The 21,583-nt window shown below is 69.3% G+C and carries 20 protein-coding genes; 11 read left to right on the forward strand and 9 right to left on the reverse strand.

The window, feature by feature from the left end:
- Positions 1-82 precede the first annotated feature (82 nt).
- The 7 genes from AC5RVD_RS14765 to AC5RVD_RS14795 all read left to right on the forward strand — a co-directional run bounded on the left by AC5RVD_RS14765 (position 83) and on the right by AC5RVD_RS14795 (position 7,560).
- The gene (locus AC5RVD_RS14765; RefSeq protein WP_494127335.1) at positions 83-1,093 is read left to right on the forward strand and encodes an NAD(P)-dependent alcohol dehydrogenase; all 1,011 of its coding nucleotides are present in this window, start codon (positions 83-85) and stop codon (positions 1,091-1,093) included.
- Between the two features lie 59 nt (positions 1,094-1,152).
- A complete protein-coding gene (locus tag AC5RVD_RS14770; protein WP_494127336.1) occupies positions 1,153-2,262 on the forward strand; it encodes an ABC transporter substrate-binding protein in 1,110 nt (369 codons plus the stop codon).
- Positions 2,263-2,376: 114 nt separating this feature from the next.
- The gene (locus AC5RVD_RS14775; RefSeq protein WP_494112601.1) at positions 2,377-3,276 is read left to right on the forward strand and encodes an ATP-binding cassette domain-containing protein; all 900 of its coding nucleotides are present in this window, start codon (positions 2,377-2,379) and stop codon (positions 3,274-3,276) included.
- A complete protein-coding gene (locus AC5RVD_RS14780) occupies positions 3,273-4,529 on the forward strand; it encodes a sugar ABC transporter permease (RefSeq protein WP_493987414.1) in 1,257 nt (418 codons plus the stop codon). The genes AC5RVD_RS14775 and AC5RVD_RS14780 overlap by 4 nt, the downstream gene beginning before the upstream one ends.
- A gap of 20 nt (positions 4,530-4,549) precedes the next feature.
- The gene (locus AC5RVD_RS14785) at positions 4,550-6,034 is read left to right on the forward strand and encodes an FGGY-family carbohydrate kinase (protein ID WP_494127337.1); all 1,485 of its coding nucleotides are present in this window, start codon (positions 4,550-4,552) and stop codon (positions 6,032-6,034) included.
- 174 nt (positions 6,035-6,208) lie between these two features.
- Positions 6,209-6,883 carry a potassium channel family protein gene (locus tag AC5RVD_RS14790; RefSeq protein WP_493977903.1) on the forward strand — a complete coding sequence of 225 codons (675 nt, stop codon included), beginning with the start codon at positions 6,209-6,211 and terminating at the stop codon, positions 6,881-6,883.
- The gene (locus AC5RVD_RS14795; protein ID WP_493987417.1) at positions 6,880-7,560 is read left to right on the forward strand and encodes a potassium channel family protein; all 681 of its coding nucleotides are present in this window, start codon (positions 6,880-6,882) and stop codon (positions 7,558-7,560) included. The genes AC5RVD_RS14790 and AC5RVD_RS14795 overlap by 4 nt, the downstream gene beginning before the upstream one ends.
- A gap of 1 nt (position 7,561) precedes the next feature.
- Here the strand turns inward: AC5RVD_RS14795 and AC5RVD_RS14800 are convergent, their stop codons facing one another.
- The 4 genes from AC5RVD_RS14800 to dut form a co-directional block, all read right to left on the reverse strand.
- Positions 7,562-8,347, reverse strand: a complete 786-nt coding sequence (locus tag AC5RVD_RS14800; RefSeq protein WP_494113704.1) for a DUF3159 domain-containing protein — start codon at positions 8,345-8,347, stop codon at positions 7,562-7,564.
- Between the two features lie 3 nt (positions 8,348-8,350).
- Entirely contained in the window at positions 8,351-8,698 is a 348-nt protein-coding gene (locus tag AC5RVD_RS14805; protein ID WP_494113705.1) for a hypothetical protein, read from the reverse strand.
- Positions 8,691-9,416, reverse strand: a complete 726-nt coding sequence (locus AC5RVD_RS14810; protein WP_494127338.1) for a DUF3710 domain-containing protein — start codon at positions 9,414-9,416, stop codon at positions 8,691-8,693. Before AC5RVD_RS14810 ends, AC5RVD_RS14805 begins: the two co-directional genes overlap by 8 nt.
- A 111-nt stretch (positions 9,417-9,527) precedes the next feature.
- Positions 9,528-9,992 (reverse strand): dUTP diphosphatase, encoded by a 465-nt coding sequence (dut, locus tag AC5RVD_RS14815; RefSeq protein ID WP_494113707.1) that lies wholly within the window; start codon positions 9,990-9,992, stop codon positions 9,528-9,530.
- Positions 9,993-10,180: 188 nt separating this feature from the next.
- Between dut and AC5RVD_RS14820 the strand changes: the two genes are divergently transcribed.
- Complete coding sequence (locus tag AC5RVD_RS14820) at positions 10,181-10,687, forward strand: DUF3093 domain-containing protein (protein ID WP_494113708.1); 507 nt, start codon at positions 10,181-10,183, stop codon at positions 10,685-10,687.
- Positions 10,688-10,693: 6 nt separating this feature from the next.
- Here AC5RVD_RS14820 and AC5RVD_RS14825 read toward each other — a convergent pair whose 3' ends face one another.
- Positions 10,694-10,996 (reverse strand): DUF4193 domain-containing protein, encoded by a 303-nt coding sequence (locus tag AC5RVD_RS14825; protein WP_493987423.1) that lies wholly within the window; start codon positions 10,994-10,996, stop codon positions 10,694-10,696.
- A gap of 324 nt (positions 10,997-11,320) precedes the next feature.
- Between AC5RVD_RS14825 and sepH the strand changes: the two genes are divergently transcribed.
- Complete coding sequence (sepH, locus tag AC5RVD_RS14830) at positions 11,321-12,754, forward strand: septation protein SepH (protein WP_494113709.1); 1,434 nt, start codon at positions 11,321-11,323, stop codon at positions 12,752-12,754.
- 74 nt (positions 12,755-12,828) lie between these two features.
- Here sepH and AC5RVD_RS14835 read toward each other — a convergent pair whose 3' ends face one another.
- The 3 genes from AC5RVD_RS14835 to AC5RVD_RS14845 all read right to left on the reverse strand — a co-directional run bounded on the left by AC5RVD_RS14835 (position 12,829) and on the right by AC5RVD_RS14845 (position 17,435).
- Positions 12,829-13,929 carry an alkaline phosphatase family protein gene (locus AC5RVD_RS14835; RefSeq protein WP_494127363.1) on the reverse strand — a complete coding sequence of 367 codons (1,101 nt, stop codon included), beginning with the start codon at positions 13,927-13,929 and terminating at the stop codon, positions 12,829-12,831.
- A gap of 83 nt (positions 13,930-14,012) precedes the next feature.
- Complete coding sequence (locus AC5RVD_RS14840; protein ID WP_494113710.1) at positions 14,013-14,687, reverse strand: DUF5998 family protein; 675 nt, start codon at positions 14,685-14,687, stop codon at positions 14,013-14,015.
- A 39-nt stretch (positions 14,688-14,726) separates the two neighbouring features.
- A complete protein-coding gene (locus AC5RVD_RS14845) occupies positions 14,727-17,435 on the reverse strand; it encodes a bifunctional acetate--CoA ligase family protein/GNAT family N-acetyltransferase (protein WP_494127339.1) in 2,709 nt (902 codons plus the stop codon).
- A gap of 47 nt (positions 17,436-17,482) precedes the next feature.
- Here AC5RVD_RS14845 and AC5RVD_RS14850 point away from each other — a divergent pair, with 47 nt between their 5' ends.
- The gene (locus tag AC5RVD_RS14850) at positions 17,483-19,984 is read left to right on the forward strand and encodes a DNA gyrase/topoisomerase IV subunit A (protein WP_494127340.1); all 2,502 of its coding nucleotides are present in this window, start codon (positions 17,483-17,485) and stop codon (positions 19,982-19,984) included.
- A gap of 9 nt (positions 19,985-19,993) precedes the next feature.
- On the forward strand, positions 19,994-20,512 hold the full coding sequence (locus AC5RVD_RS14855; RefSeq protein ID WP_494113713.1) for a DinB family protein: 519 nt from the start codon (positions 19,994-19,996) through the stop codon (positions 20,510-20,512).
- 86 nt (positions 20,513-20,598) lie between these two features.
- On the opposite strand, the gene AC5RVD_RS14860 is transcribed toward AC5RVD_RS14855, so the two are convergent.
- Positions 20,599-21,582, reverse strand: a complete 984-nt coding sequence (locus AC5RVD_RS14860; RefSeq protein ID WP_494127341.1) for a GNAT family N-acetyltransferase — start codon at positions 21,580-21,582, stop codon at positions 20,599-20,601.
- Between the last annotated feature and the right edge of the window lies 1 nt (position 21,583).

A 21,583-nucleotide genomic window follows, 5' to 3' on the forward strand; every position in this document is an offset into this window, starting at 1 on the left:
ATATGCGTGTGTGAATGTGCGCTGCATCACATTCACAATGCTGGGCCGATTGACCCAGTGACTGCTCGCTAAGGAGTCTTAGATGGGCAATGCCGCCGCCGTGATGACCGGCCTTAACAGCATCGAGATTCAGGAGCGCCCGATACCCGAGCCTGGTCGGGGCCAGGCCGTTATCCGGGTGGAAGCCGTGGGGGTCTGCGGCTCCGACGTCGCCTATTACCGCTACGGGAAGATCGGCCCGTTCGTCGTTGACGGCCCGTTCATCCTGGGCCACGAGGTTTCCGGCGAGGTGGTCGCCGTCGGCGAAGGGGTCGGCAACGTCCGCGTCGGTGACCGGGTGGCCGTGGAGCCGGGCACGCCCGACCGCAGTTGCGAAGAGTGCCGGGCGGGGCGCTACCACCTCTGCCCGAACCTGGAGTTCCTGGCCACCCCGCCCTACGACGGCGCACTGCTGCAGTACCTGGCCATGGACGCGCGCTGCTACTTCCCGATCCCGGATTCGATGAGCTACGAGGACGGCGCGCTGCTCGAGCCGCTGTCCGTGGGTTTGTGGGGCTGCCGGCGGGCGAACCTCCAGGCCGGCGACGACGTGCTGATCACCGGCGCCGGGCCGGTGGGCCTGCTTGCCGCCGAAGCGGCGCGGGCCCTCGGCGCCGGAAGCGTCACGCTCACGGACGTCTCCGACTACCGGCTCGGCGTCGCCCGCGACCACGGGTTCGCGGTGGAGAAAAGCGGTGCGGCCACGGCGCGGGGCTATGACGTGCTGCTGGAATGCTCGGGCGCCAACGGCGTCCTCGCCTCCGCGCTCGGCCGGTTGCGCGAGGCCGGGCGGGCGGCCGTCATCGGCCTGGCCAAGACCGAGGAGGTGCCGCTGCCCCTGTCCACGCTCAACTGGAAGGAGATCACGATCTCGATGGTGAACCGGTACAACAACACCTGGCCGCTGGGCATCGACCTGGTGTCCTCCGGCCGGATCAAGCTGGAGGGACTGGTCACGCACAGCTTTGCGCTGCCGCAGACCGCGGCCGCACTGGAAAACACCTCCACCGAACCCGAATCGCTCAAGGCGATGATCTACCCCCAGCGGCTCTGACCGCGGGTGCCGGAACGCACGAACGGCAACGCGGCACGCCACCATTAAGAGGAGTTCCGATGAAGAAGAACACACGGGGAATCCTGGGCCTCACCACGGCCCTGTTTCTCGCAGCCGGCATGACTGCCTGCGGTGGCGGTGGCGGCGGCGGCGGTGAAGCCGGCGGCGGCGGCGGGACCGCAGGCGGTGGCGGCGGCCAGGCCGAGGGCAAGATCGCGTTCCTGATGCCGGACCGGGCCTCGACCCGCTACGAGCAGCAGGACAGCCCGCTGTTCAAGGCCAAGGTCGAAGAGCTGTGCGGCGGCTGCGAGGTGCTGTACCAGAACGCCGACGGCGACGCGAACAAGCAGCAGCAGCAGGCCAACGCCATGATCACCCAGGGCGTCGAGGTCCTGGTCCTGGACCCGGTGGACAGCACAGCTGCCGCCTCGCTGGTTAACACCGCGAAGGGCCAGGGCATCAAGGTGGTCACTTATGACCGGCCGGTCCCGGACACGCCGGCGGACTTCTACGTCTCCTTCGACAACAAGAAGATCGGCAGCCTCATCGCCGAGGACCTGGTGAAGAAGCTGGACGCCGACGGCAAGGAGACCGGAGGGGTGCTGATGGTCAATGGCTCCCCCACCGACCGGGCCGCGCAGCTGATCAAGGAAGGCGCGCAGGAGGCCGTCGAGGCCAGCGAGCATGAAATCCTGGCCTCGTATGACACCCCGGAGTGGCAGCCGTCGAAGGCGCAGGACTGGGTGGCCGGCCAGATCACCCAGTTCGGTGAGGACATCACCGGTATCGTGGCCGCCAACGACGGCACGGCCGGCGGCTCCATCGCCGCCCTGAAGGCCGCCGGCGTCTCGCCGTTCCCGCCGGTCACCGGCAACGACGCGGAGGTCGCCGCGATCCAGCGGATCATCAAGGGCGACCAGTACAACACGATCTCCAAGCCCATCAAGATCGTCGCTGAAAAGTCGGCCGAAGTGGCGGTCCAGCTGCTGAATGACGAGACCCCCGAACCCGACGCGACGCTCTTCAATACCCCGTCAGCGTTGTTCGTGCCGACGGTTGTCACCAAGGAGAACGTCAAGGAAGTGATTTTCGACGGCGGCATCTACAAGCCTGAAGAAATCTGCACCGGTGAGTACAAGGCGGGCTGCGACGAACTCGGCATCAAGTAGCGCAGCCGCGGCCGGCAGTGCCGCGCCCACCGCGGCACCGCCGTCGTAAGGGAAGGGGAAGCAGTGTCCACTGTGTCAGCGGAACGGCCGGAGGCAACCGCTCCGGTCCTGTCCATGCGGGGCGTGAGCAAGCACTTCGGTGCCGTTGCCGCCTTGACCGACATTGACCTGGACGTCCACGCCGGCGAAGTCGTCGCCCTGGTCGGTGACAACGGCGCCGGGAAGTCGACTCTGGTCAAGATCCTCGCGGGCGTGCATCCGCAGGACGCCGGAACCGTGAACTTCGACGGCAGGGACGTGACCATCCACACCCCGGTGGATTCCATTCAGCTGGGCATCGCCACGGTGTTCCAGGACCTCGCCCTCTGCGACAACCTCAGCGTGGTCGACAACCTCTTCCTCGGCCGGGAGCTGGGCGCGTGGCGGTTAAACGAGGTGGAGATGGAGGTCCAGTCCTGGAAGCTGCTGCGCCAGCTCTCGGCGAAGATCCCTTCGGTCCGCATCGCCGTAGCCTCCCTCTCCGGCGGCCAGCGCCAGACCGTCGCCATCGCCCGGTCGCTGCTCGGCAGCCCCAAGCTCATCATCCTTGACGAGCCCACGGCAGCCCTCGGCGTGGCGCAGACGGCCGAGGTGCTGAACCTGGTGGAGCGGCTGCGTGAAAACGGCCTCGCGGTGATCATGATCAGCCACAGCATGCAGGACGTCAAAGCCGTCTCCGACCGCGTCGCGGTGCTGCGGCTGGGGAAGAACAACGGCACGTTCCGGATGAAGGACGTGTCGACCGACGACCTGATCGCCGCGATCACCGGCGCCACCGACAACGTCGTGACCCAGCGCGCCGCCCAGACCGGGGCAGCAGCAGCCGCGGCCGGCGGGGCGGGAAGCGACACTGGGGCCGAGGGGGCCGGGCTGGGCGGACCGGGCGGAGGCTCGCTGCCGCCCGGCCAAGCCGCAGGAAGCGCGGACAAACAGGGGTCCGGGGCAGCAGCACCGGAAGAAGGGACCGTACCATGACAACGAATCCAGCCGCCCCGGTCATCCCCGTGGCCACGGACCTGCAGGATGAACGGCTGATCCGGACCGAGGGCTTCAAGGGCGCCGTCAAGGTCGGGATCAACCGGGTTCGCGGCGGCGATCTGGGCGTGCTGCCCATCGTCGTTGGGCTGCTGGTCATCTGGTCCATCTTCCAGGTGCTCAACCCGTTCTTCCTCTCCAGCGCCAACCTGGTCAACCTGCTGCTGGAAAGCGCCGCCGTCGGAGTCATCGCACTGGGCATCGTCTGCGTCCTGCTGGTCGGCGAAATCGATTTGTCCGTCGGCTCCGTCAGCGGCCTGTCGGCCGCGATCGTCGGCGTCACCTTCATCAAGCAGGACTGGCCGATCGGGCTGGCGGTCTTGACCGCCATGGCGGTCGGTGCCGCGATCGGACTGGTCTATTCGCTGGTCTACACCAAGTTCGGGGTGCCGTCCTTCGTGATCACGCTGGCCGGCCTGCTCGGTTTCCTCGGCCTGCAGCTGTTCGTGCTCGGCGTCGAGGGCACCATCAACCTGCCGTTCGATTCCTTCCTCGTCTGGTTCGGCCAGCAGGCCTTCGTGCCGGGCTGGCTGTCGTACGTGCTGGCGGTCGTCGGCGTGGCAGGCTTCTTCCTCAGCCAGCTCACGCTCTCCCGCCAGCGGGTCAAGGCAGGCCTGTCCGGGCGGCCGATGAAGCTGGTCGTGATGCAGACAATCCTGCTGGCCGTGATCCTGCTGTTCGCGGTGTGGTACCTGAACCAGGCCCGCGGCGTCGGCTGGATGTTCGTCTTCTTCGCCGCCCTCGTGCTGGCGATGCACTACGCCTTTACCCGGACCCAGTGGGGCCGCTCCGTCTACGCCGTCGGCGGCAACCGGGAAGCGGCGCGGCGGGCCGGCATCGCCGTCAACCGCATCTACGTGTCCATCTTCGTCCTGTGCTCGACGTTCGCGGCCGTCGGCGGCATGCTGGCCGCCGGCCGGCTGGCCGCCTCGGCGCAGAGCAGCGGCACCGGGGACGTGAACCTGAATGCCATCGCCGCCGCGGTGATCGGCGGGACCAGCCTGTTCGGCGGCCGGGGCTCGGCGTTCTCCGCCCTGCTGGGCATCTTGGTCATCCAGTCCATCTCCAGCGGCCTCACCCTGCTGAACCTTGAGTCCTCCTTCCGTTACATGATCACCGGCCTGGTGCTGCTGCTGGCCGTGATCCTCGACGCCGTATCCCGCAAGTCCCGCACGTCGCACGGCCGCGCCTAGTGGCCGGCCGCCGGAGCGACATGTTCCTGGGCATCGACGTCGGTACGGGCAGCAGCAAGGCGGTGCTGGCGGACGCCGGGGGGAAGGTACTGGACAGCGCGACGGCCGCGCACGACGTCGCCTACCCGCGGCCGGGCTGGGCGGAGTTCGACGCCGAGGGCGGGGCGTGGGCGGAGGTGGTCCGGCTGTGCCGGGAGCTCTTCTCCCGCAACGACGCCGGGGCCGTCGCCGGCGTCTGCGTCAGCGCGATGGGTCCCAGCCTGGTGGTCACGGACGAAAACCTGGCCCCGTTGCGCCCGGCGATCCTGTACGGAATCGATGCGCGCGCCGTCGCCGAAATCCGCGAGCTTACGGAGGAGTTCGGCGCCGAGGCGATCCTTCGCGATGCGGGCAAGGTCCTGTCGTCCCAGGCCGTGGGACCGAAGCTCCGCTGGCTGCGCAACCGGGAACCGGAGGTCTTCGCCCGTGCCCGGAACTGGCACAGCCTGAACTCCTTCATCCTGGCCAGGCTGACCGGTGAGCTGGTGTTGGACCACCACACCGCCAGCCAGTGCGATCCGCTCTACGACGTTCGCGGAAACCGGTGGCATCCGGAGCGGTACGAGGCCGTCGCCGGCCACCTGCCGAAGCCCCGGCTGGCATGGCCGGCCGAAGTCGGCGGCCGGGTCCACCGCCGGGGGGCCGAGGCCACGGGCCTGCCCGAGGGCGTGCCGGTCTGCGCGGGCACCGTCGACGCATGGGCCGAGGCGTTCAGCGCCGGCGTCCGGCAGCCGGGCGACCTCATGCTGATGTACGGCTCCACGATGTTCTTCGTCCAGGTCCTCGGGGAGTTCCGCGCCGAACCCAAGCTTTGGACCACGGCCGGCGTGGACCCGGGGTCCCTGACGTTGGCCGCGGGGATGTCCACGTCCGGAAGCCTGACCACGTGGCTGCAGCGGCTGTTCGGCGACGTCCCCTTCGAGCAGCTCGTGAGGGAGGCCGCCGCGGTGCCGCCGGGATCCGACGGGCTGCTGCTGCTGCCCTACTTCGCCGGCGAACGGACGCCCGTCTTCGACCCCGACGCCCGCGGCCTGATCACCGGCCTGTCGCTGCGGCACGGACGCGGCCATCTGTTCCGCGCCGCGTATGAGGGCATCGGCTTTGGCATCCGGCAGATCCTCGAGTCCCTCGAGAACGCCGGCGAACCGATCCGGCGCGTCGTCGCCGTCGGCGGCGGCACCAAGGCCAGGCTCTGGACGGAAATCGTCAGCAACATCAGCGGGCGCGAACAGCTGGTCCCGGAACAGGCCATCGGTGCCAGCTACGGGGACGCGCTGCTCGCCGCCATCGGAACCGGGGCCGTGCCCGCCGGGACCGACTGGGCCCGCACGGCGGCGACGGTGAAGCCCGATCCGGCGACCGCCCCGCTCTACGAAAAGCTCTACGCCACCTACCGGCTCCTCTACCCCTCGAACCGTGAGCACATGCACGTGCTCGCCGCCCTGCAGGAGCCCGCGGCCGGGTAGGCGGCCCCGGGCCGGGTAGGCGGCCCCGGGCCGGGTAGGCGGCCCGGCGGCTGCCCGGCAGCCGCCGGCGCTGTTTCGACCCCTGCCCCTGTCATGACATCGATGGACCGGTTCAGCGTTATGGTTGCAGTACATTTGATTCCCGCTGTTGCAGCGGGTGCCGGAAGGACGTGGATGGCGCACTTTGTGATCATGGGCTGCGGGCGCGTGGGCGTGACGCTGGCCCACACCCTGGAAGACTCCGGGCACAGCGTGGCCATCATCGACCAGGACGACCGGGCGTTCCGCCGGCTGCGCTCGGGATTCACCGGCCGCAAGGTCACCGGCGTCGGGTTCGACCGGGACACGCTGCGGCACGCGGACATCGAGAACGCCTACGCCTTCGCGGCCGTTTCCAGCGGCGATAATTCCAATATCCTCGCCACCCGGGTGGCCCGCGAGACCTTCCACGTGCCGCACGTGGTGGCACGCATTTACGATCCCGGCCGCGCCGAGATCTACCAGCGGCTCGGCATACCCACGGTGGCCGCGGTGCGCTGGAGCGCCGATCAGGTGCTCCGGCGGATCCTGCCCGAACAGGGCATCAAGGGCGATTTCCGTGAGGCCTCCGGACGCCTGATCCTGGGTGAGGTGCAGCTGGACGACGGCTGGGTGGGCCGGGAACTGGCCGAGATCGAAGCCGCCTCCGGCGCCCGGGTGGCCTATCTGACCCGTTTCGGCGAGGGAATCCTGCCCGCCCGCGGCACCCGCTACCAGAAGGGCGACATAGTCCACGCCATGATGGCAGTGGATTCGACGTTCGAGATCGACAGGATCCTGTCCAAACCCCCGGTGGAGGAGTCCGAATGAGGGTGGTCATTGCCGGAGCCGGCAGCGTTGGATCGTCGATCGCGCGCGAGCTGCTCTCGAACAACCACGACATCCTGCTGATCGATCCGAAGCCCGAGGTGATCGGCCGCAGCGGGCTGAAGGGCGCCCGCTGGCTGGTCGGCGACGCCTGCGAGATCACCACCCTGCGTGAAGCCCGGCTGGAAGAAGCCGACGTGGTGGTCTCGGCTACCGGCGACGACAAGGTGAATCTGGTGGTCTCGCTGCTGGCCAAGAGCGAGTTCGGCGTCGGCCGCACGGTGGGTCGCGTGAACAACCCCAAAAACGACTGGATGTTCGACGATTCCTGGGGCGTGGATGTTGCCGTGAACACCCCGCGCCTGATGACGGCCCTGGTAGAGGAAGCGGTGGAGATCGGCGACCTGGTGCGCCTGCTGACTTTGCAGAGCGGCGTCGCATCCATGGTCGAGTTCACCGTTCCCGCCGACTCGGCGTTGATCGGTCAGCGGCTGGGCTCCATCGCCTGGCCGCAGGATGCGACGGTGGTGGCGATCCTGCGCGACGACGCACCGATCACGCCGAGCCCTGACGACGTGGTCGAGGGCAGCGACGAGCTCTTCTTCATCACCACCATCGCCGCCGAGGACGACCTGCGGGCGGTTCTGACGGGCCGGCCCGCAACGGCGGCGGCAGACTAGTTCACCCGGCCCGGCTCGCCTCAACGGAGGCCGGGCGGGAGACCAGCCAGGCCAGCCACAGCCCCAGCGCGTACAGCGGGACGCCCATGAGCAGGCGGGTGGTGCCCAGCGCCACCAGCCCCTCCTCGCCCATCAGGTAGAGGGGAAGCTGCACCGCAAGCCGCAGCAAGAGCACCGCCATCACGATCCAGGTGGCAAGGGTGTACGCCTTCAGCCGCTTCGGCTCCTTCCGCCATGCCGTGCCCTCGCTGCGGATCAACCCGAAGATCAGGCCGAGCGCCGGCCACCTGACGGCCACCGACACCAGCATGACCAGAATGTAGGCGGCATTCGTGATGAAGCCCCAGACGTAGAAGTCCTCGGCCCGGCCCGTGGAGTTGGCGACGAAGGCGCAGATGGCAACCCCCACCAGGCCGGAGAAAGCCTGCGTCACGGTGCCTCGCTGCACCAGTCGCAGCACGGTGAAGGCGGCGGCGGCCGCAAGCGCCCCGATCAGCGCGGGGCCGAGCTCCCGGCCGATGGTGAAGACCACCAGGAAGATCACGCCCGGCAGGATGCTCTCGGCCAGCCCGCGGACGCCGCCAACGGTCTTCAGCACGTCGATCTGTCCGTCGTCGGTACGGTGGACCGCGGCGCTTGCGGCATAGGCGCCGGCGAGTGCTTCGGCTTTGTCCGGGCGCCTGTTGCCTGGTTCTCCCGCGGGTTCCGGACGGGCGCCCGGCGGCTGCCCGGCGCCGGCCGGCGGCACGATGTGCTGCGGACCGGAGTCCGGCTGCTGGTCTGTCATGGGTCAATTCTCCAACGGACTGAGGATCTCGTAGCGCGGGTTGTAGATGGTGGCGGTTCCTTCCACTCTGAACAGCATGCCCTCGAAGGCCAGCCGGATACCAGCCGCGATGCCGGGGACGCGGCGCTGCCCCAGCCAGACCAGCCGGACCCGCGGGTGCCCGCCGTCGCGGGATTTGCCGGGCTCCTGCTGGCCCGCGTCGGTGACGACGGCGGCAAACCGCGGCGGCTGTCCCGGCGGCGCGATGGTGATCGCCTCGACCAATCCCGTGCCGGCCACCTGGCCGCGCTCCGGCAGCCGCGCGATGGCGCTGTCCGCGGCGCCGCGATGGACGCGGGAGCGGTCAGCCAATCTCGGTGATCTCCGGACCCCGCTCGGGCGCGGTCAGCCCGGGGTTGTGCGGCGCGCCGGCCGGCGGCTGGCCCGGGACGCCCTTGGGCATCTTGAGCTGCAGCAGGTCCTTGGGCGGCAGCGGCTGCGTGCCCCGGACCACCACGGTGGAGCGGAAGAGTTCCTCGAGGTCGGCGGCCTTGGCCCGGTCCAGCGCGGCGGGGCCGCCGATGACGCCGCGCAGGAACCAGCGCGGCCCGTCGACGCCTAGGAAACGGGCCACCCGGAAGCCCGTCTTCCCATCAGCGGTCCGTGCCGGCAGCTTGGCCACCACCTCGGTCCCCATCGGTCCGTCGATCTCTTGGACTGTGCCGCCCTGCGAGCCCACGGAACTCGCGATTTGGGTGCGGATTTCCTTCCACAGCCCCTCGGATTTCGGCGCGGCAAATGCCTGGAGCTGCAAGTTGGAACCGGCCAGGTCCAAGGTCACCGCAACAACCCGCTTGGACTTTTCCTCGACCTCCAGCCGCAGCTGCAGGCCCTCCCGGGGGCGGACCTTCAGCGCACCCAGGTCCAGGTAGCCGTCCCCGGTGTCCTGCTCGGAGTCGTCGTAGGGACCGTTGCGGCGGGGCCCGCTGTCCGGCGCCGGCCGGGTGGCTTCCTCGCCGGGTGCGGCCGCGTCGGCTTCCGGCACTCCGCCGTCGTCCTGGTTTTTCTTCTTGGAACGCCCAAATGCCATAACGTGAGATTCCTCTTCCTCCGGTACTGCACCGGGTTGCTCAATGTCTGCGCTGGGGATGCTGCCTCCGCGGCCAGGCATGCACGTGCGAGGGCACGCCGCCGCGAGGAGCTAGCCGGCGCCGAACCCTCCGGTGGATCCGAACCCGCCGGCCCCCCGCACCGAGTCCGGGAGTTCGTCGACGCGTTCGAACGCGGCCGTCTCCACCTTCTGGATGACCAGTTGCGCGATCCGGTCCCCCCGCTTGAACGTGAGCGTTTCACTGGCATCGGTATTCAGCAACGTGACCGCTATTTCGCCCCGGTAACCGGCGTCCACCGTGCCGGGGGCGTTGACGATGGTCAGCCCGTGCTTTGTGGCCAGCCCGGAACGCGGATGGACCAGGGCAACATACCCGTGCGGCAGCGCAAGCGCCACGCCCGTCGGCACCAGGACGCGCTCGCCCGGAGCGATCCGGAAATCGATCCGGCTCCGCAGGTCGGCCCCGGCGTCCCCCGGGTGGGCGTAGGCGGGCGGTTCCAGCCCGTCGTCGAGCATTTTCAGCTGGACCGTCAGCGTTTCAGTTGTCTGCTGCACTCGTGATCGTTTGTCCTTGCGATTGCGGATGTGGCGGGAAAATGGCGGCCGCCAAGGGCCTGGCCCGCTGAGATATTCCGCACATCACTCTAGCGCCTTTTCAACCGTGGCGCCCGCGGGCGGGCAGGCTTCCGGGGCCCCGCCGGGAGCAAGGTGAAATGCCTGCCAAAAGGTGAAAAGCTGAGTCCATGACACAACCCGCGACCCCTGCAGGCGGCTCCGGTCCCGCCGGCGGTCCTTCTTCCGTGACCCACTTCGATGAGCGGCTCTGGCCCAACTTCTGGGTCTGGCTCATCGCCGCCGGCACCGCCGCCGCGGTCATCGTGATGCTGGCACCGATCAGCATCACCGCGGGCATCATTGGCGCCGTCGTCGCCGCCGTCCTGCTGGCGGTCCTGCTGATCGCTTCCACGCCGCGGATCCTGGTCACCGATACGATGCTGCAGGTTGGCCGCGCCCAGATCGAGCGCCGCTACGTGGGCCGGGTGGAGGCCTTCACCGGCGAGGCGGCCACCGAGCAGCGCGGCCCCAAGCTGAACGGCACCGCCTACATGTGCCTGCGCGGCTGGATCGATCCGGTGGTCACCATCGAAATCACCGACGAAACCGACCTGACCCCTTACTGGATCGCCTCCACGCGCCGGCCGCAGCAACTCGCCGCGGCGCTGAACCGCCCCGCGCCGGACGCGGCCTAGCCGCAGCTACCCCTCGCAGTCCCGGCAATAGAGCAGCCCGTCTTTCTCCTTGGCCACCTGCGACCGGTGGCGGACCAGGAAGCAGGAAGCACAGGTGAACTCGTCCTGCTGGGCCGGGAGGACGCGGACCAGCAGCTCCTCGCCGGACAGGTCGGCGCCGGGCAGCTCGAACCCCTCGGCCGCCTCGGCCTCGTCCTCGTCGACGACGGCGGACTGGGTGTCGGTCCGCCGGTGCGACTTCAGCTCTTCAATGGACTCCTCGTGGGTCTCTTCGTCCGGCTTCCGCGGGGCGTCGTAGTCAGTGGCCATTGTTGTTTGCTCCCACTCCGGTGGTCGAGTCCAGTTTCACGTCAGACCCCCGGTTCCGGGACGCGTGCCCCATGCCTGACGATCTGTGCACAGGCTCAACGCATTCGCCGTCTGATTTGTGCCCGTGACGCGAAGATTCTTGCCGATTTCCGTGCGCCTGCCAAACCGCGGGGTTCGAACGGCATTCACGGCGGCCTTCGGAAGTGGCGCCGGTGAGGGCGACCTTGGCCACAAACACCGCGCCACACCTGCGAAAACAATAGGAAAAGCCCGGTATGGGTGGCAGAGTTTCAGGCATAAAGTGTCGTCTGGTGGAGGGTTTTCATGCAGGATCTACGGCTGGTGGGTGTCCATGAGGATGGCGAACATCTGCTGTTGAGCGCAGGTGGGGACGACTACCGTCTGGCCATAGACGAAGCCCTGCGCACAGCGGTCTTCCGACCCACAACCACCCGCGCTCCCGGTGCCGGCGAACCGTCGGACGCCGGTTTGTCGCCCCGCGAAATCCAGGCGCGCATTCGTGCGGGCGCCACTGCCGAGGAGGTCGCGGCCGAATCGGGCCTCGACCTTGCACGGATCCGGCGCTATGAAAGCCCGGTGCTCGCGGAGCGCCACTACATCGTCGAGCAGGCCCGCAAGGTGGAAGTCGCCGGCCCGCTGCCCGGCCACGACGGTTACCGTTCGGCCTTCGGCGATGAGCCTGCCACCCTGGGTGAGATGGTGGACCACCGGATCCACGCCTTCGGCATCGATCCCGAGTCGATGGACTGGGATTCCTGGCGCCGCAGCGACGGCAGCTGGGAAATTGTGGCGTCCTTCTCCGCCCCGGCCGCCCCCGCCACCGACTCCATCGGGGAAGAACCGCCCGCCCGCTGGGTCTTCCACGCAGCCCGCCGCACCATCCAGAATGCCAACCGGTGGGCGCAGCAGCTGAGCGAGCTCGAAACCGTGGACGGCCCGGTACCCGCACGCCGGCTGAAGGCCGTCACCGACCACGTCTTCGACTTCGAAGCGGACACCGGGGCGGACCCGGACCTCGATCCGGCCGAGCAGCAGGACGGCGGGCAGGACGGCGAGCAGTCCTCCGAGTCGGACGAACTGCTGGAGGTGCTGCGCTCCCGCCGCGGCCAGCGGCTGGGCGTCGACGAAGACGCCGACGACGCACTGGCCCTGATGCTCACCCACGGCCCCATTCCGGCGGCCCACCCGCGCGAATCGTTCCAGGAAGCGGACGATTCCGACGACGAGTCCCCCGGCGCGCGTCCTCGGGCCGGCTTCCCGTTGACCCTGGCTCCGGCCTACGACGACGGCGCGGCCTCGTCGCTGGAATTGGGGCACGGGATCAGCACCCACACGCACGAAATCACGCTCTCCGGCGCGCCCGGATTCCTGCGGGACCAGCCGGCCACGGAAACCGGCGGCGACGTTCGGGAGGCGGACGAAGACTCTGCCGGCGAAGCCGGCGACGAGCGCCTCGAGACCGGCGGCGCGCAGGAAACAGGTACGGCCGACGACCGGATCGAGGTTGCGCGTCCTTCCACCGCACCAATGAAAACCGTGGAGAACGGCAACGCAGCGGCCGGGGACCAGGCCCGCACTGCACAGGCCGGGGCGAAGACCGCCGCCGACCCCGGAACCGAAACCACGGACGCCCGGCAGGCCGATCCGGCACCGGAACCGCCCAAGCGCGCGATCAAGCCGAAGCGCTCCAGCGTTCCCAGTTGGGATGAGATCGTCTTCGGCACCAAGCACGACTGACCTGCTGCCCGCGGCAGCCAAGATCCGCCCGGTGCGCGTTCCGGCGACCTCCCGTTAGTGGCGGGCGCGGATTCCTAGCGCCGTTTGCCCGGAGCCGCCAGCGTCAGCAGGGGCACTTCCCGCTCCGCCCTGGTCAGCGAGCCGTGCTGGCCGACCACGGACAGCGCGGTCTCCGGGACGCGCCGGGTGTCGTAGAACGCCACGGGTTCGCGGGCGGCCACCATCAGGTCTCCGATGCGCGGCAGCACCCGCGGGTCGACTCGGCCGAAGAACCCGCGGCTGACCGCTTCTTCGCGGGTGAAGACCCAGGCCTGCTTCCCGTATTCCTGCAGCCAGGCACGGGCCACCTGTTCGCGCTGCCCGTCCGTGGCGTCCGGTTCAAAATAGAGGTGCACCAGGCGCGGTTCCCCGCCGGTGTGCCGGACCCCCGCCACCAGGGCCGGGTCCGCCGAGTAGTCGAAACGAAACTCCTCGGCCACGTCCAGCATGCCGTGGTCCGCGGTCAGCAGCAGCAGCGTATCGGCCGGAAGCTGCCGGGCCAGGCGGCGCATGTCCGAATCAAGTTCCTCCAGCGCGTTCCCCCATTGGGCCGACGCCGCACCGAACCGGTGGCCCGCCTTGTCCAGTTCGTTGAAGTAGAGGTACACCAACGCCCGGTCCGTAGCCGCCAACGCTTCGGCCGCGGCCTGGGTCCGGGCGTGGCCGGTGGCGCCGGGCACGAACGTGCTGCCGCGCAGCGCCGCCCGGGTCATGCCCGATTCCGCGAACCGGGGCAGGCTGACGGTGGTGACCGGCAGCTGCGCGGCCACCCGTTCAAACACCGTCGGATACGGTTGCCACACCTGCGGATCCACCCCGGGGTCCCAGCCTCCGAGCTGGTTGACCACCTTGTCCTGCCCGGGGTCGAGGACGTCGTAGCCGACCATGCCGTGCAGCCCGGGTGCCAGCCCGGTCCCCAAACTGGCGAGGGACGCCGCCGTCGTCGACGGGAGGGCGCTGCCGAGGGTGCGCGAGTTGTCCACGGCCTGCCGCAGGAAGGGGGCGTGTCCGCCACGCTGCTTCAGCAGCGCCTTGCCCAGCCCGTCCACCATGACCACGCACACGCGCCGCGCCGGCGGCAGCTGCAGCTCGTTGTCGAAGCCCTCGGCGCCCAGCGCGGCCGCGGCGCTGGTCATGACCTCGGCGAGGGAGTTGCGGCCGTAGCCGGGGGCAGCCGGAAGCGGTTCCTGTATCAGGGTCACGCAGTCAGTCCCGCAGGTCAGCGGCCGTGGTGGCCGCGGACCAGGCGGTTGCCGATGCGCGGGCGCTGCTGCACCGGGCCCGGCGCCGCGGCGGGTTCCGGGTGGCTGGTGCTGACCTTGCGCAGGGCGCGGGCAAAGTCCTTGGCGTTCTGGACCGCCTGCAGCCCGTCGGCCTCTGCGCTGACCCGCAGCACGATGTCTTCCTGGACGATGTTGCCGGTGTAGCCGTGGTCGGCGTCGCACTGCGGATCTCCGCACCCGGCCGGGCCCATGTCCAGCCGCTGGCCGCCGGACCAGGCGATGGCCAGGGTCAATTCGCGGGCCTGGTCGGCCGAGGTGTAGTTCTGCGGCTGGGCGTAGACGTAGCTGAGCACCACGGAGCGGATCTGGCTGACCGGGACCGACTCGGTGGAAATCTGCGCCACCATCTGCTCGCCCTCGTCGTCCAGCTGCTGGTCGTCCACGTGGGTGATCACCAGCATGTCCTCGGTGAGCACCAGCACGGTGATGTGCCGGTGCACCTCGTTGCGGTCGAAGTGTGTCTCCAAGTGCACCAGGTGGGACAGCGGCTCGCGCTCGTCCAAAGCGTCGTGGACCACGTCGGAAACCAGCAGCGGGTAAAAGCCTGCCCGGTTGAGGGCGTCATCGAGACTGCGGCGTTCGGCCGTCGAAAGGGGGCTCATGTGTTCCATAATCCCCTACGCTGCTGCCAGATGGCCAACCCGGACGGTTTAGTCGCGCATGGCGCGCCGCGCGCTGTCCGTGCGGTGCGCGTGGTTTCCGAGCCGGACTTCGGCGTTCAGCACGGCAAGGCCCCGGTCGGAGAGCTGGACCGGGTTGAGCTCCAGCAACGCAACCTCGGGATGCTCGTCCTTGAGCTGCGCTACGCGGGCGATCAGGTCTTCCAGCGCCGGAACGTCCACCGCCGGCAGGCCCTGGTAGCCGAAGAGCTTCTCGGCCGCGCGGGGTCCGCGGACCAGGTCCGCCACATCCACGGTGGTCAGCGGGGGGATCCGGTGGGACCAGTCCCCCAGCAGGTTGACGGCGTCGCCGGCCAGCCCGAAAGACACCACCGGGCCCAAGAGCGGATCCTCGATCGAGCGGATGGTGCAGGCCTGGCCGGCGGGCACCATCGACTGGACTTCCAGCGGGATGTCGCCGAACGGGGCCAGGCTGGCCCGCATGTGCGCGATGTTGGCGCGCAGGGTCGCCTCGTCGGTGATGTTCAGCCGCACGCCGCCGAGGTCCAGCCGTTGCCGCAGCCGCGCATCCGTGGTTTTGACGGCTACGGGCCAGCCGAGCCGTTCCGCAGCGGCCACGGCCTCATCGTCGTGCGTGAAGCCGGCCGACTCCTGCACCGTGATGCCATAGCAGCCCAGCAGCCGGGCGGTCTGCGCGGGGGTAGGCGTGAGCAGGTCTGTCCCGGTGACCCCGGCGAGCAGGGCGTCGATCTGCCGTTGGGCCTCGGCCGGGTCGGTTCCCGCCGGTTCGGCGAATTCGCCCTGGTCGCGGGCCTTCCATTCGGCGTAGCGAACCACGGCCGCCAGCGCGTTCACGGCGCTGCCGGGGCTGGCAAAGCTGGGCAGGCCGCGCTGCAACCCGCCGTCGGCACCGCTGCCTCCGGTGGCAAGCAAGCCGTCGGTCCGTTCGGCCAGATCGAGCACGCCGGTGAAGGAGGCGACCACCGGCTTCCCGGCTTCTTCGGCACAGTCCCGCAGCACTTCCGCCAGCAGGGAGGTCGGGATTCCGGTGGCGGGAAGGAGTGTGACGACGGCGGCGTGCACCGCGGGTGCGGACAGTGCCTGCCGCACCTGCCGGCGAAGCATCGGCAGCGCAACGGACTGGCCGGTATTCAGGTCCAGCGCCACCTCCCGCCGGACCACGTCCAGCTGGTGTGCCTTGGCGGCGTCGGCCACCACGTTGCCCAGCGCCAGGGAGTTGCTGAAGACGGCCAGGTTGGCTCCGGCCGGAAGCGGCTGGCTGACCAGGATCTGCGCCACGTCCATCAGCTCTTCATTGGTTTCCACGCGGATCACGCCGGACTGGCGGAACATCGCGTCGAGGGCGCCCAGCGGGGCCTGCGTGGTGCGCACCGCATGGCCGGGCGGCAGTTGCAGTCCCATCACGTCGGACTTGGCCACGATCACCGGCTTGCTGCGCGAGAGCCGGCGCGCAATCCGGGAAAACTTTCGAGGGTTGCCGATGGATTCCAGGTAAAGCCCCACCGCCTTGGTGGCCGGGTCGTCTTCCCAATACTGCATCACATCGTTGCCGGAGACGTCGGCCCGGTTCCCGGCGGACACGGTGGACGACAGGCCCAGCCCGCGCCGGCTGGCGGCGGTGTAGAGCAGGACGCCGATCGCTGCGGACTGGCTGAACAGCCCGAGCGGCCCGCGCGGCGGCATGGCGGGCGCCATCGAGGCGTTCAGCGACACGGCCGGGTCGGTGTTCAGGAGTCCGAGCGACCCGGGGCCGATCACCCGCATGCCGTGGGCGCGGGCCTGGCGCACCAGCTCGCGCTGCCGTTGCAACCCTTCGTTCCCGGCTTGGGAGAAGCCGTCGCTGGCCACCAGGATCCCCTTGACCCCGGCGGCAGCGCATTCGCGGGCCACCTTGGGCACTTCCTCGTAAGGGACGGCGACGACGGCGAGTTCCACGGGGTGCGGGACGTCGGCGATGGCCGCGTGGGAGATCATGCCGTTCAGTTCGAAGGCCTGGGGGTTGATGGCGTAGACGGGGCCGGTGAAGCCGGCTTCGATGATGTTCTCCAGCAGCGAGTAGCCCACGCTGCCCCAGTCCCGGCTGGCGCCGATCACGGCCACGGATCCGGGCGCCAGCAGGGCAGCCACGCTCTTGGCCTCGGCCCGGTGTTCCCGGGCGGCCATCACGGCACGGGAGCGATCGGTCGGGTCGATGTCGAACTCGAGGGCGACCACTCCGTCGTCGAAATGGCGCCGCACCTCGTAGCCCGCGTCGTTGAACACGGTGATCATCTTCCGGTTCTCCGGCAGCACCTCGGCGGAAAACTTGCTGATGCCGTTTTCCCGGGCGGCGGCGGCCAGATGCTCCAGCAGGATGGATCCCAGCCCCCGGCCCTGGTGGGCATCCGAAATGTTGAAGGCGACCTCGGCTTCGGCGGGATCGTCCAGCCTGTCATAGCGGCCAATCCCGATGATTTCGTCGCCGATGGTGATGACGAAGGCCACCCGGTTGACGTAATCGACCTTGGTGAAGCGGGCCAGTTCGCGGGCGCTGAGCTTGGACTTGAAGGTGAAGAAGCGCAGGTAGATGGAGCTTTCGGACTGCCCCACGTGGAAGGCCTGCAGGGCCTCGGCATCGGCCGGGACGATCGGGCGCAGGTGCGCCGTCCCGCCGTCGCGCAGCACGACATCCGCTTCCCAATAATCCGGATAATCCGGGGAATCAGCCTCTTGCGCCATAAACTCACTGTATCCGCAACTTTTAACTAAGGACCGAAGCTCTACCCATGCCCCGCCGCCAGACTCCCGCCCCCGAAGAGGACTACACGGAGAACATCGTCGATATCGACGTGACCTCCGAGATGGAAGGCTCCTTCCTCGAATACGCCTACTCGGTGATCTACTCGCGCGCTCTGCCCGATGCCCGCGACGGGTTGAAGCCGGTGCAGCGGCGCATTCTCTACATGATGTCCCAGATGGGGCTGCGGCCGGACAAGGGGCATGTGAAGTCCGCCCGCGTGGTCGGCGAGGTGATGGGCAAGCTGCACCCGCACGGCGACGCCGCCATTTACGACGCGATGGTGCGGATGGCGCAGTCCTTCTCGCTGCGCATGCCGCTGATCGACGGCCACGGCAACTTCGGGTCGCTCGACGACGGTCCCGCGGCACCGCGCTACACCGAGGCCCGCCTCGCGCCGCCGGCCCTGGCGCTGACCGACCACCTGGACGAAGACGTTGTGGACTTCGTTCCGAACTACGACAACCAGCTGATGCAGCCGGCGGTACTCCCGGCCGCTTTCCCCAACCTGCTGGTCAACGGTTCCTCCGGCATCGCCGTGGGCATGGCCACCAACATGGCGCCGCACAACCTCGGCGAGGTGATCGCCGCGGCCCAGCACCTGATCGCCAACCCGGACGCCACGCTCGAGGACATCATGCGGTTCGTCCCCGGACCCGATCTGCCGTCCGGCGGCAAGATCGTGGGCCTGGACGGAATCCGCGATGCGTATGCCACCGGCCGCGGCTCCTTCAAGACCCGCGCCAAGGTGGAGGTGGAGAAGCTCACCGCCCGCCGCACCGGCCTGGTGGTCACCGAGCTGCCCTACGGCGTGGGCCCGGAGAAGGTCATCGAGAAGATCAAGGACGCGGTCACGTCCAAGAAGCTGCAGGGCATCAGCGACATCGTTGACCTGACCGACCGGCAGCACGGCCTGCGCCTGGTCATCGAGCTGAAGAACGGCTTCAATCCCAACGCCGTGTTGGCGCAGCTGTACCGCTATTCGCCCATGGAGGACTCCTTCGGCATCAACAACGTGACGCTCGTCGACGGGCAGCCGCGCACGCTGGGCCTGATGGAACTGCTGCAGGTCTACGTCAGCCACCGCATCGGCGTCGTGCGCCGGCGCACCGCGTTCCGGTTGGGCAAGAAGAAGGACCGGCTGCATCTGGTCGAAGGCCTGCTGATTGCCATCGTGGACATCGACGAGGTCATCCAGATCATCCGTTCCTCGGACGAGGCCGCCGCCGCCCGCGAACGGTTGATGGCCATCTACGACCTGTCCGAAATCCAGGCCAATCACATCCTCGAACTGCGGCTGCGCCAGCTGACCAAATACTCGCGGATCGAGCTCGAGAAGGAACAGGACGAACTGCGCCGCGAGATCGCCGGCTTGGAGGAGATCCTGGCCAACGAGGCCATGCTGCGCCAACTGGTCTCCGACGAACTGGGCGAGGTTTCCGCGCTCTACGCCACGCCGCGGCGGACCGTGCTGCTCGAATCGGAAGCGGCGGCCCCGCTCCGCGGCACCGCCCTGCCGGCTCCCGCCGCCGCCGGCAAGACCGCCAAGGCCGCCCTGCCGCTGCAGATCGCGGACGATCCGTGCTGGGTCCTGCTCTCCGCGTCCGGCCAGCTCGCCCGCACGGTGGACCAGGAGCCCCTGTCGGACGGCCAGCGGATCAGGCACGATGTCCTGGCGTCCGTCGTCAAGACCACGGCACGGGCCGAAATCGGAGCCGTGACCTCGCTGGGCCGGATGCTGCGGCTTCCGGTTTTGGACATGCCGGTGCTCGCCGCCGCTGCCGGTTCGCCCAACCTGGCCGGCGGCGTCCCGGTCAAGGAGTTCGTGACCCTGGCGAAGGGCGAATCCCTGGTGGCTTTGGCGCCGCTGGACAAGGTCCTCGCCCTTGGCACTGCGCAAGGCATCGTCAAGCGCGTGACCCCGGACTACCCGCTCAACCGGGAGGACTGGGAGATCATCGCGCTTAAGCCCAAGGACTACATCGTGGGCCTCAGCGTCACGGCCGACGACGACGAACTGGTCTTCATCACCCGCCAGGCGCAACTGCTTCACTTCCCGGCCTCGGCGGTGCGCGCCCAGGGCCGCACGGCCGGCGGCGTAGCGGGCATCAAGCTGGGCGCGGAAGACACCGTGGCGTTCTTTGGTGCGGTCGCCGCAGGGGATGCCGACGCGGTAGTCGTCACCGTCGCCTCCACCCGGGAAGCCCTCCCGGGCACCTCCCCCGGCTCGGTCAAGGTCACCCCGTTCACCGAGTACCCGGCCAAGGGCCGCGCTACCGGCGGAGTGCGCGCACACCGCTTCCTGAAGGGGGAGGACATGCTCTCGCTGGCGTGGGCCGGGCACGGTCCGGCGAAGGCCAGCTCGTCCAACGGCGCCTCGCGGGCCCTGCCCACCGAACACGGCCGCCGCGACGGTTCCGGCATCCCGTTGTCCCAGTCCGTGGACGCAGTCGGTCCCTCCCTATCGCAGCAGGGGGCGGAAGACTCCTAAGCTGGCTGCATGGCGATCATCCCCGACACCAAGGACTGGACGTGGGTCACCGAGCGGCCCTGCCCGGAATGCGGCTTCGACCCGGCCGGCGTCACGCCGGACCGGATCGGACCGGCGGTGCTGGCCACCGTTCCCCGCTGGCAGGCGGCCCTGGCGGAGCCCGGCGTCCACGTCCGCCCCAACGACTCGACGTGGTCGGTGCTGGAGTACGCCGCGCACGTGCGTGATGTCTGCCGCGTGTTCGATGCCCGGCTGGAGCTGATGCTCAGCCAGGACAACCCGGAGTTTGCCGACTGGGACCAGAACGCCGCGGCCGTGGAGGGGCGTTACGGCAGCCAGGACCCGCTCGCTGTGGCCCAGGAACTGGCGGCGGCAGCGGCGGAGGTGGCCGCCGGCTTCAATGCGGTGACCCCGGCCGAGTGGGACCGGCGCGGCAGGCGCAGCAACGGTTCGGCTTTCACGGTCACCACGCTCGGCAGCTACTTCCTGCACGACGTCATGCATCACCTGCACGACGTCGGGGCGTAGCCGCCGGCCCGCCGCGGTGCACGGCGCCGGGGCGTAGGCCCCTGCCCGCGCGGTGCACGGCGCCGGGTCGCGGTCCCCTGCCCCTGTCAGGTCAGCGGCAGTTCATAGTCCAGGTAGCGCTGGGTGGGCACGTAGCCCATCCGGGTGTAGAGCGCGAGTGCGCCGCTGGGATTCTGCGTGTCCACGCCCAGCCCGGCGTGCGCCATCCCGCCGGCCCTGAACCGGCGCATCGCTTCGGCCAGCAGCGCCTGGGCCAGCCCGCGGCCGCGCCACGGCCTGCGGACGCCGAGGAGATTGGTGAACCCTTCGTCGTACCCCGACTGCAGCCTGTACTCGGGGTCGAAGCTGGCCACCTGATAGGCCACCGTCTCGCCGGACGAGGCCTCCACCACCGACATGCTCCACTCCGGCTTGGTTTGCGGGTGCATCAGCAGGGTGTTCCACCGGCGCTCGTCCCTGGGCTCGCTGCCCCAGTGGTCCGCAAAGGCCTCGTTGTGGGCGAGCCTGACGGCCTCGCTGTCCTCCGGGTCCAGGTCGACGAACGCGAACCCTTCAACCAGCGGTGCTTCCGGAATCGTTTCCAGCGGCCGGGTCATCTCGGTGAAGTAGCGCACCACCGTGGCGCCCACGGCGGCCATCAGCGCGTTGTGCGCCGGGTCCCGTTCTTCGGTGCTGGTCCGCAGGACACCGCCGGCGATGCCGGCCGCGCTGAACCGGCGACGCTGGCACTCGGCCTGCCAGTCGTACAGCGCCCGGCCAATGCCGAGGCGGCGCCATTCCGGGTCGACGCCGCCCCAGGTGTGGGCCGCCGCGGAGCCGGCGTTCGCGTAGACCCGCCCCACGGCACGGACCGTTCCGTCGGCGTCCACGCCGATGGCCGTGGTCTGCGCCGGGTCGTTGGCGGGGTCGTCGAACGCCTCCGCCAGGTCCGCCGTCGTCTCGACCCAGACCGGCTGGTCCACGGCGGCCATGCGGCGGATCAACTGGTGCCAGCCCTCGATGTCCGAGGCGGACATGGGGCGCCAGCGCAGGGCTCCGCCGGGAAAGTCAGGCAGGTCGGGAACGGTCATT

It is taken from the genome of Arthrobacter sp. THG-b23, from assembly GCF_059091265.1.

Coding starts and splice junctions, on each gene's coding strand:
- AC5RVD_RS14765 (WP_494127335.1), top strand. CDS start 83: ATGGGCAATGCCGCCGCCGTGATGACCGGCCTTAACAGCATCGAGATT.
- AC5RVD_RS14770 (WP_494127336.1), top strand. CDS start 1,153: ATGAAGAAGAACACACGGGGAATCCTGGGCCTCACCACGGCCCTGTTT.
- AC5RVD_RS14775 (WP_494112601.1), top strand. CDS start 2,377: ATGCGGGGCGTGAGCAAGCACTTCGGTGCCGTTGCCGCCTTGACCGAC.
- AC5RVD_RS14780 (WP_493987414.1), top strand. CDS start 3,273: ATGACAACGAATCCAGCCGCCCCGGTCATCCCCGTGGCCACGGACCTG.
- AC5RVD_RS14785 (WP_494127337.1), top strand. CDS start 4,550: ATGTTCCTGGGCATCGACGTCGGTACGGGCAGCAGCAAGGCGGTGCTG.
- AC5RVD_RS14790 (WP_493977903.1), top strand. CDS start 6,209: ATGGCGCACTTTGTGATCATGGGCTGCGGGCGCGTGGGCGTGACGCTG.
- AC5RVD_RS14795 (WP_493987417.1), top strand. CDS start 6,880: ATGAGGGTGGTCATTGCCGGAGCCGGCAGCGTTGGATCGTCGATCGCG.
- AC5RVD_RS14800 (WP_494113704.1), bottom strand. CDS start 8,347: ATGACAGACCAGCAGCCGGACTCCGGTCCGCAGCACATCGTGCCGCCG.
- AC5RVD_RS14810 (WP_494127338.1), bottom strand. CDS start 9,416: ATGGCATTTGGGCGTTCCAAGAAGAAAAACCAGGACGACGGCGGAGTG.
- AC5RVD_RS14820 (WP_494113708.1), top strand. CDS start 10,181: ATGACACAACCCGCGACCCCTGCAGGCGGCTCCGGTCCCGCCGGCGGT.
- AC5RVD_RS14825 (WP_493987423.1), bottom strand. CDS start 10,996: ATGGCCACTGACTACGACGCCCCGCGGAAGCCGGACGAAGAGACCCAC.
- sepH (WP_494113709.1), top strand. CDS start 11,321: ATGCAGGATCTACGGCTGGTGGGTGTCCATGAGGATGGCGAACATCTG.
- AC5RVD_RS14835 (WP_494127363.1), bottom strand. CDS start 13,929: ATGACCAGCGCCGCGGCCGCGCTGGGCGCCGAGGGCTTCGACAACGAG.
- AC5RVD_RS14840 (WP_494113710.1), bottom strand. CDS start 14,687: ATGGAACACATGAGCCCCCTTTCGACGGCCGAACGCCGCAGTCTCGAT.
- AC5RVD_RS14845 (WP_494127339.1), bottom strand. CDS start 17,435: ATGGCGCAAGAGGCTGATTCCCCGGATTATCCGGATTATTGGGAAGCG.
- AC5RVD_RS14850 (WP_494127340.1), top strand. CDS start 17,483: ATGCCCCGCCGCCAGACTCCCGCCCCCGAAGAGGACTACACGGAGAAC.
- AC5RVD_RS14855 (WP_494113713.1), top strand. CDS start 19,994: ATGGCGATCATCCCCGACACCAAGGACTGGACGTGGGTCACCGAGCGG.
- AC5RVD_RS14860 (WP_494127341.1), bottom strand. CDS start 21,582: ATGACCGTTCCCGACCTGCCTGACTTTCCCGGCGGAGCCCTGCGCTGG.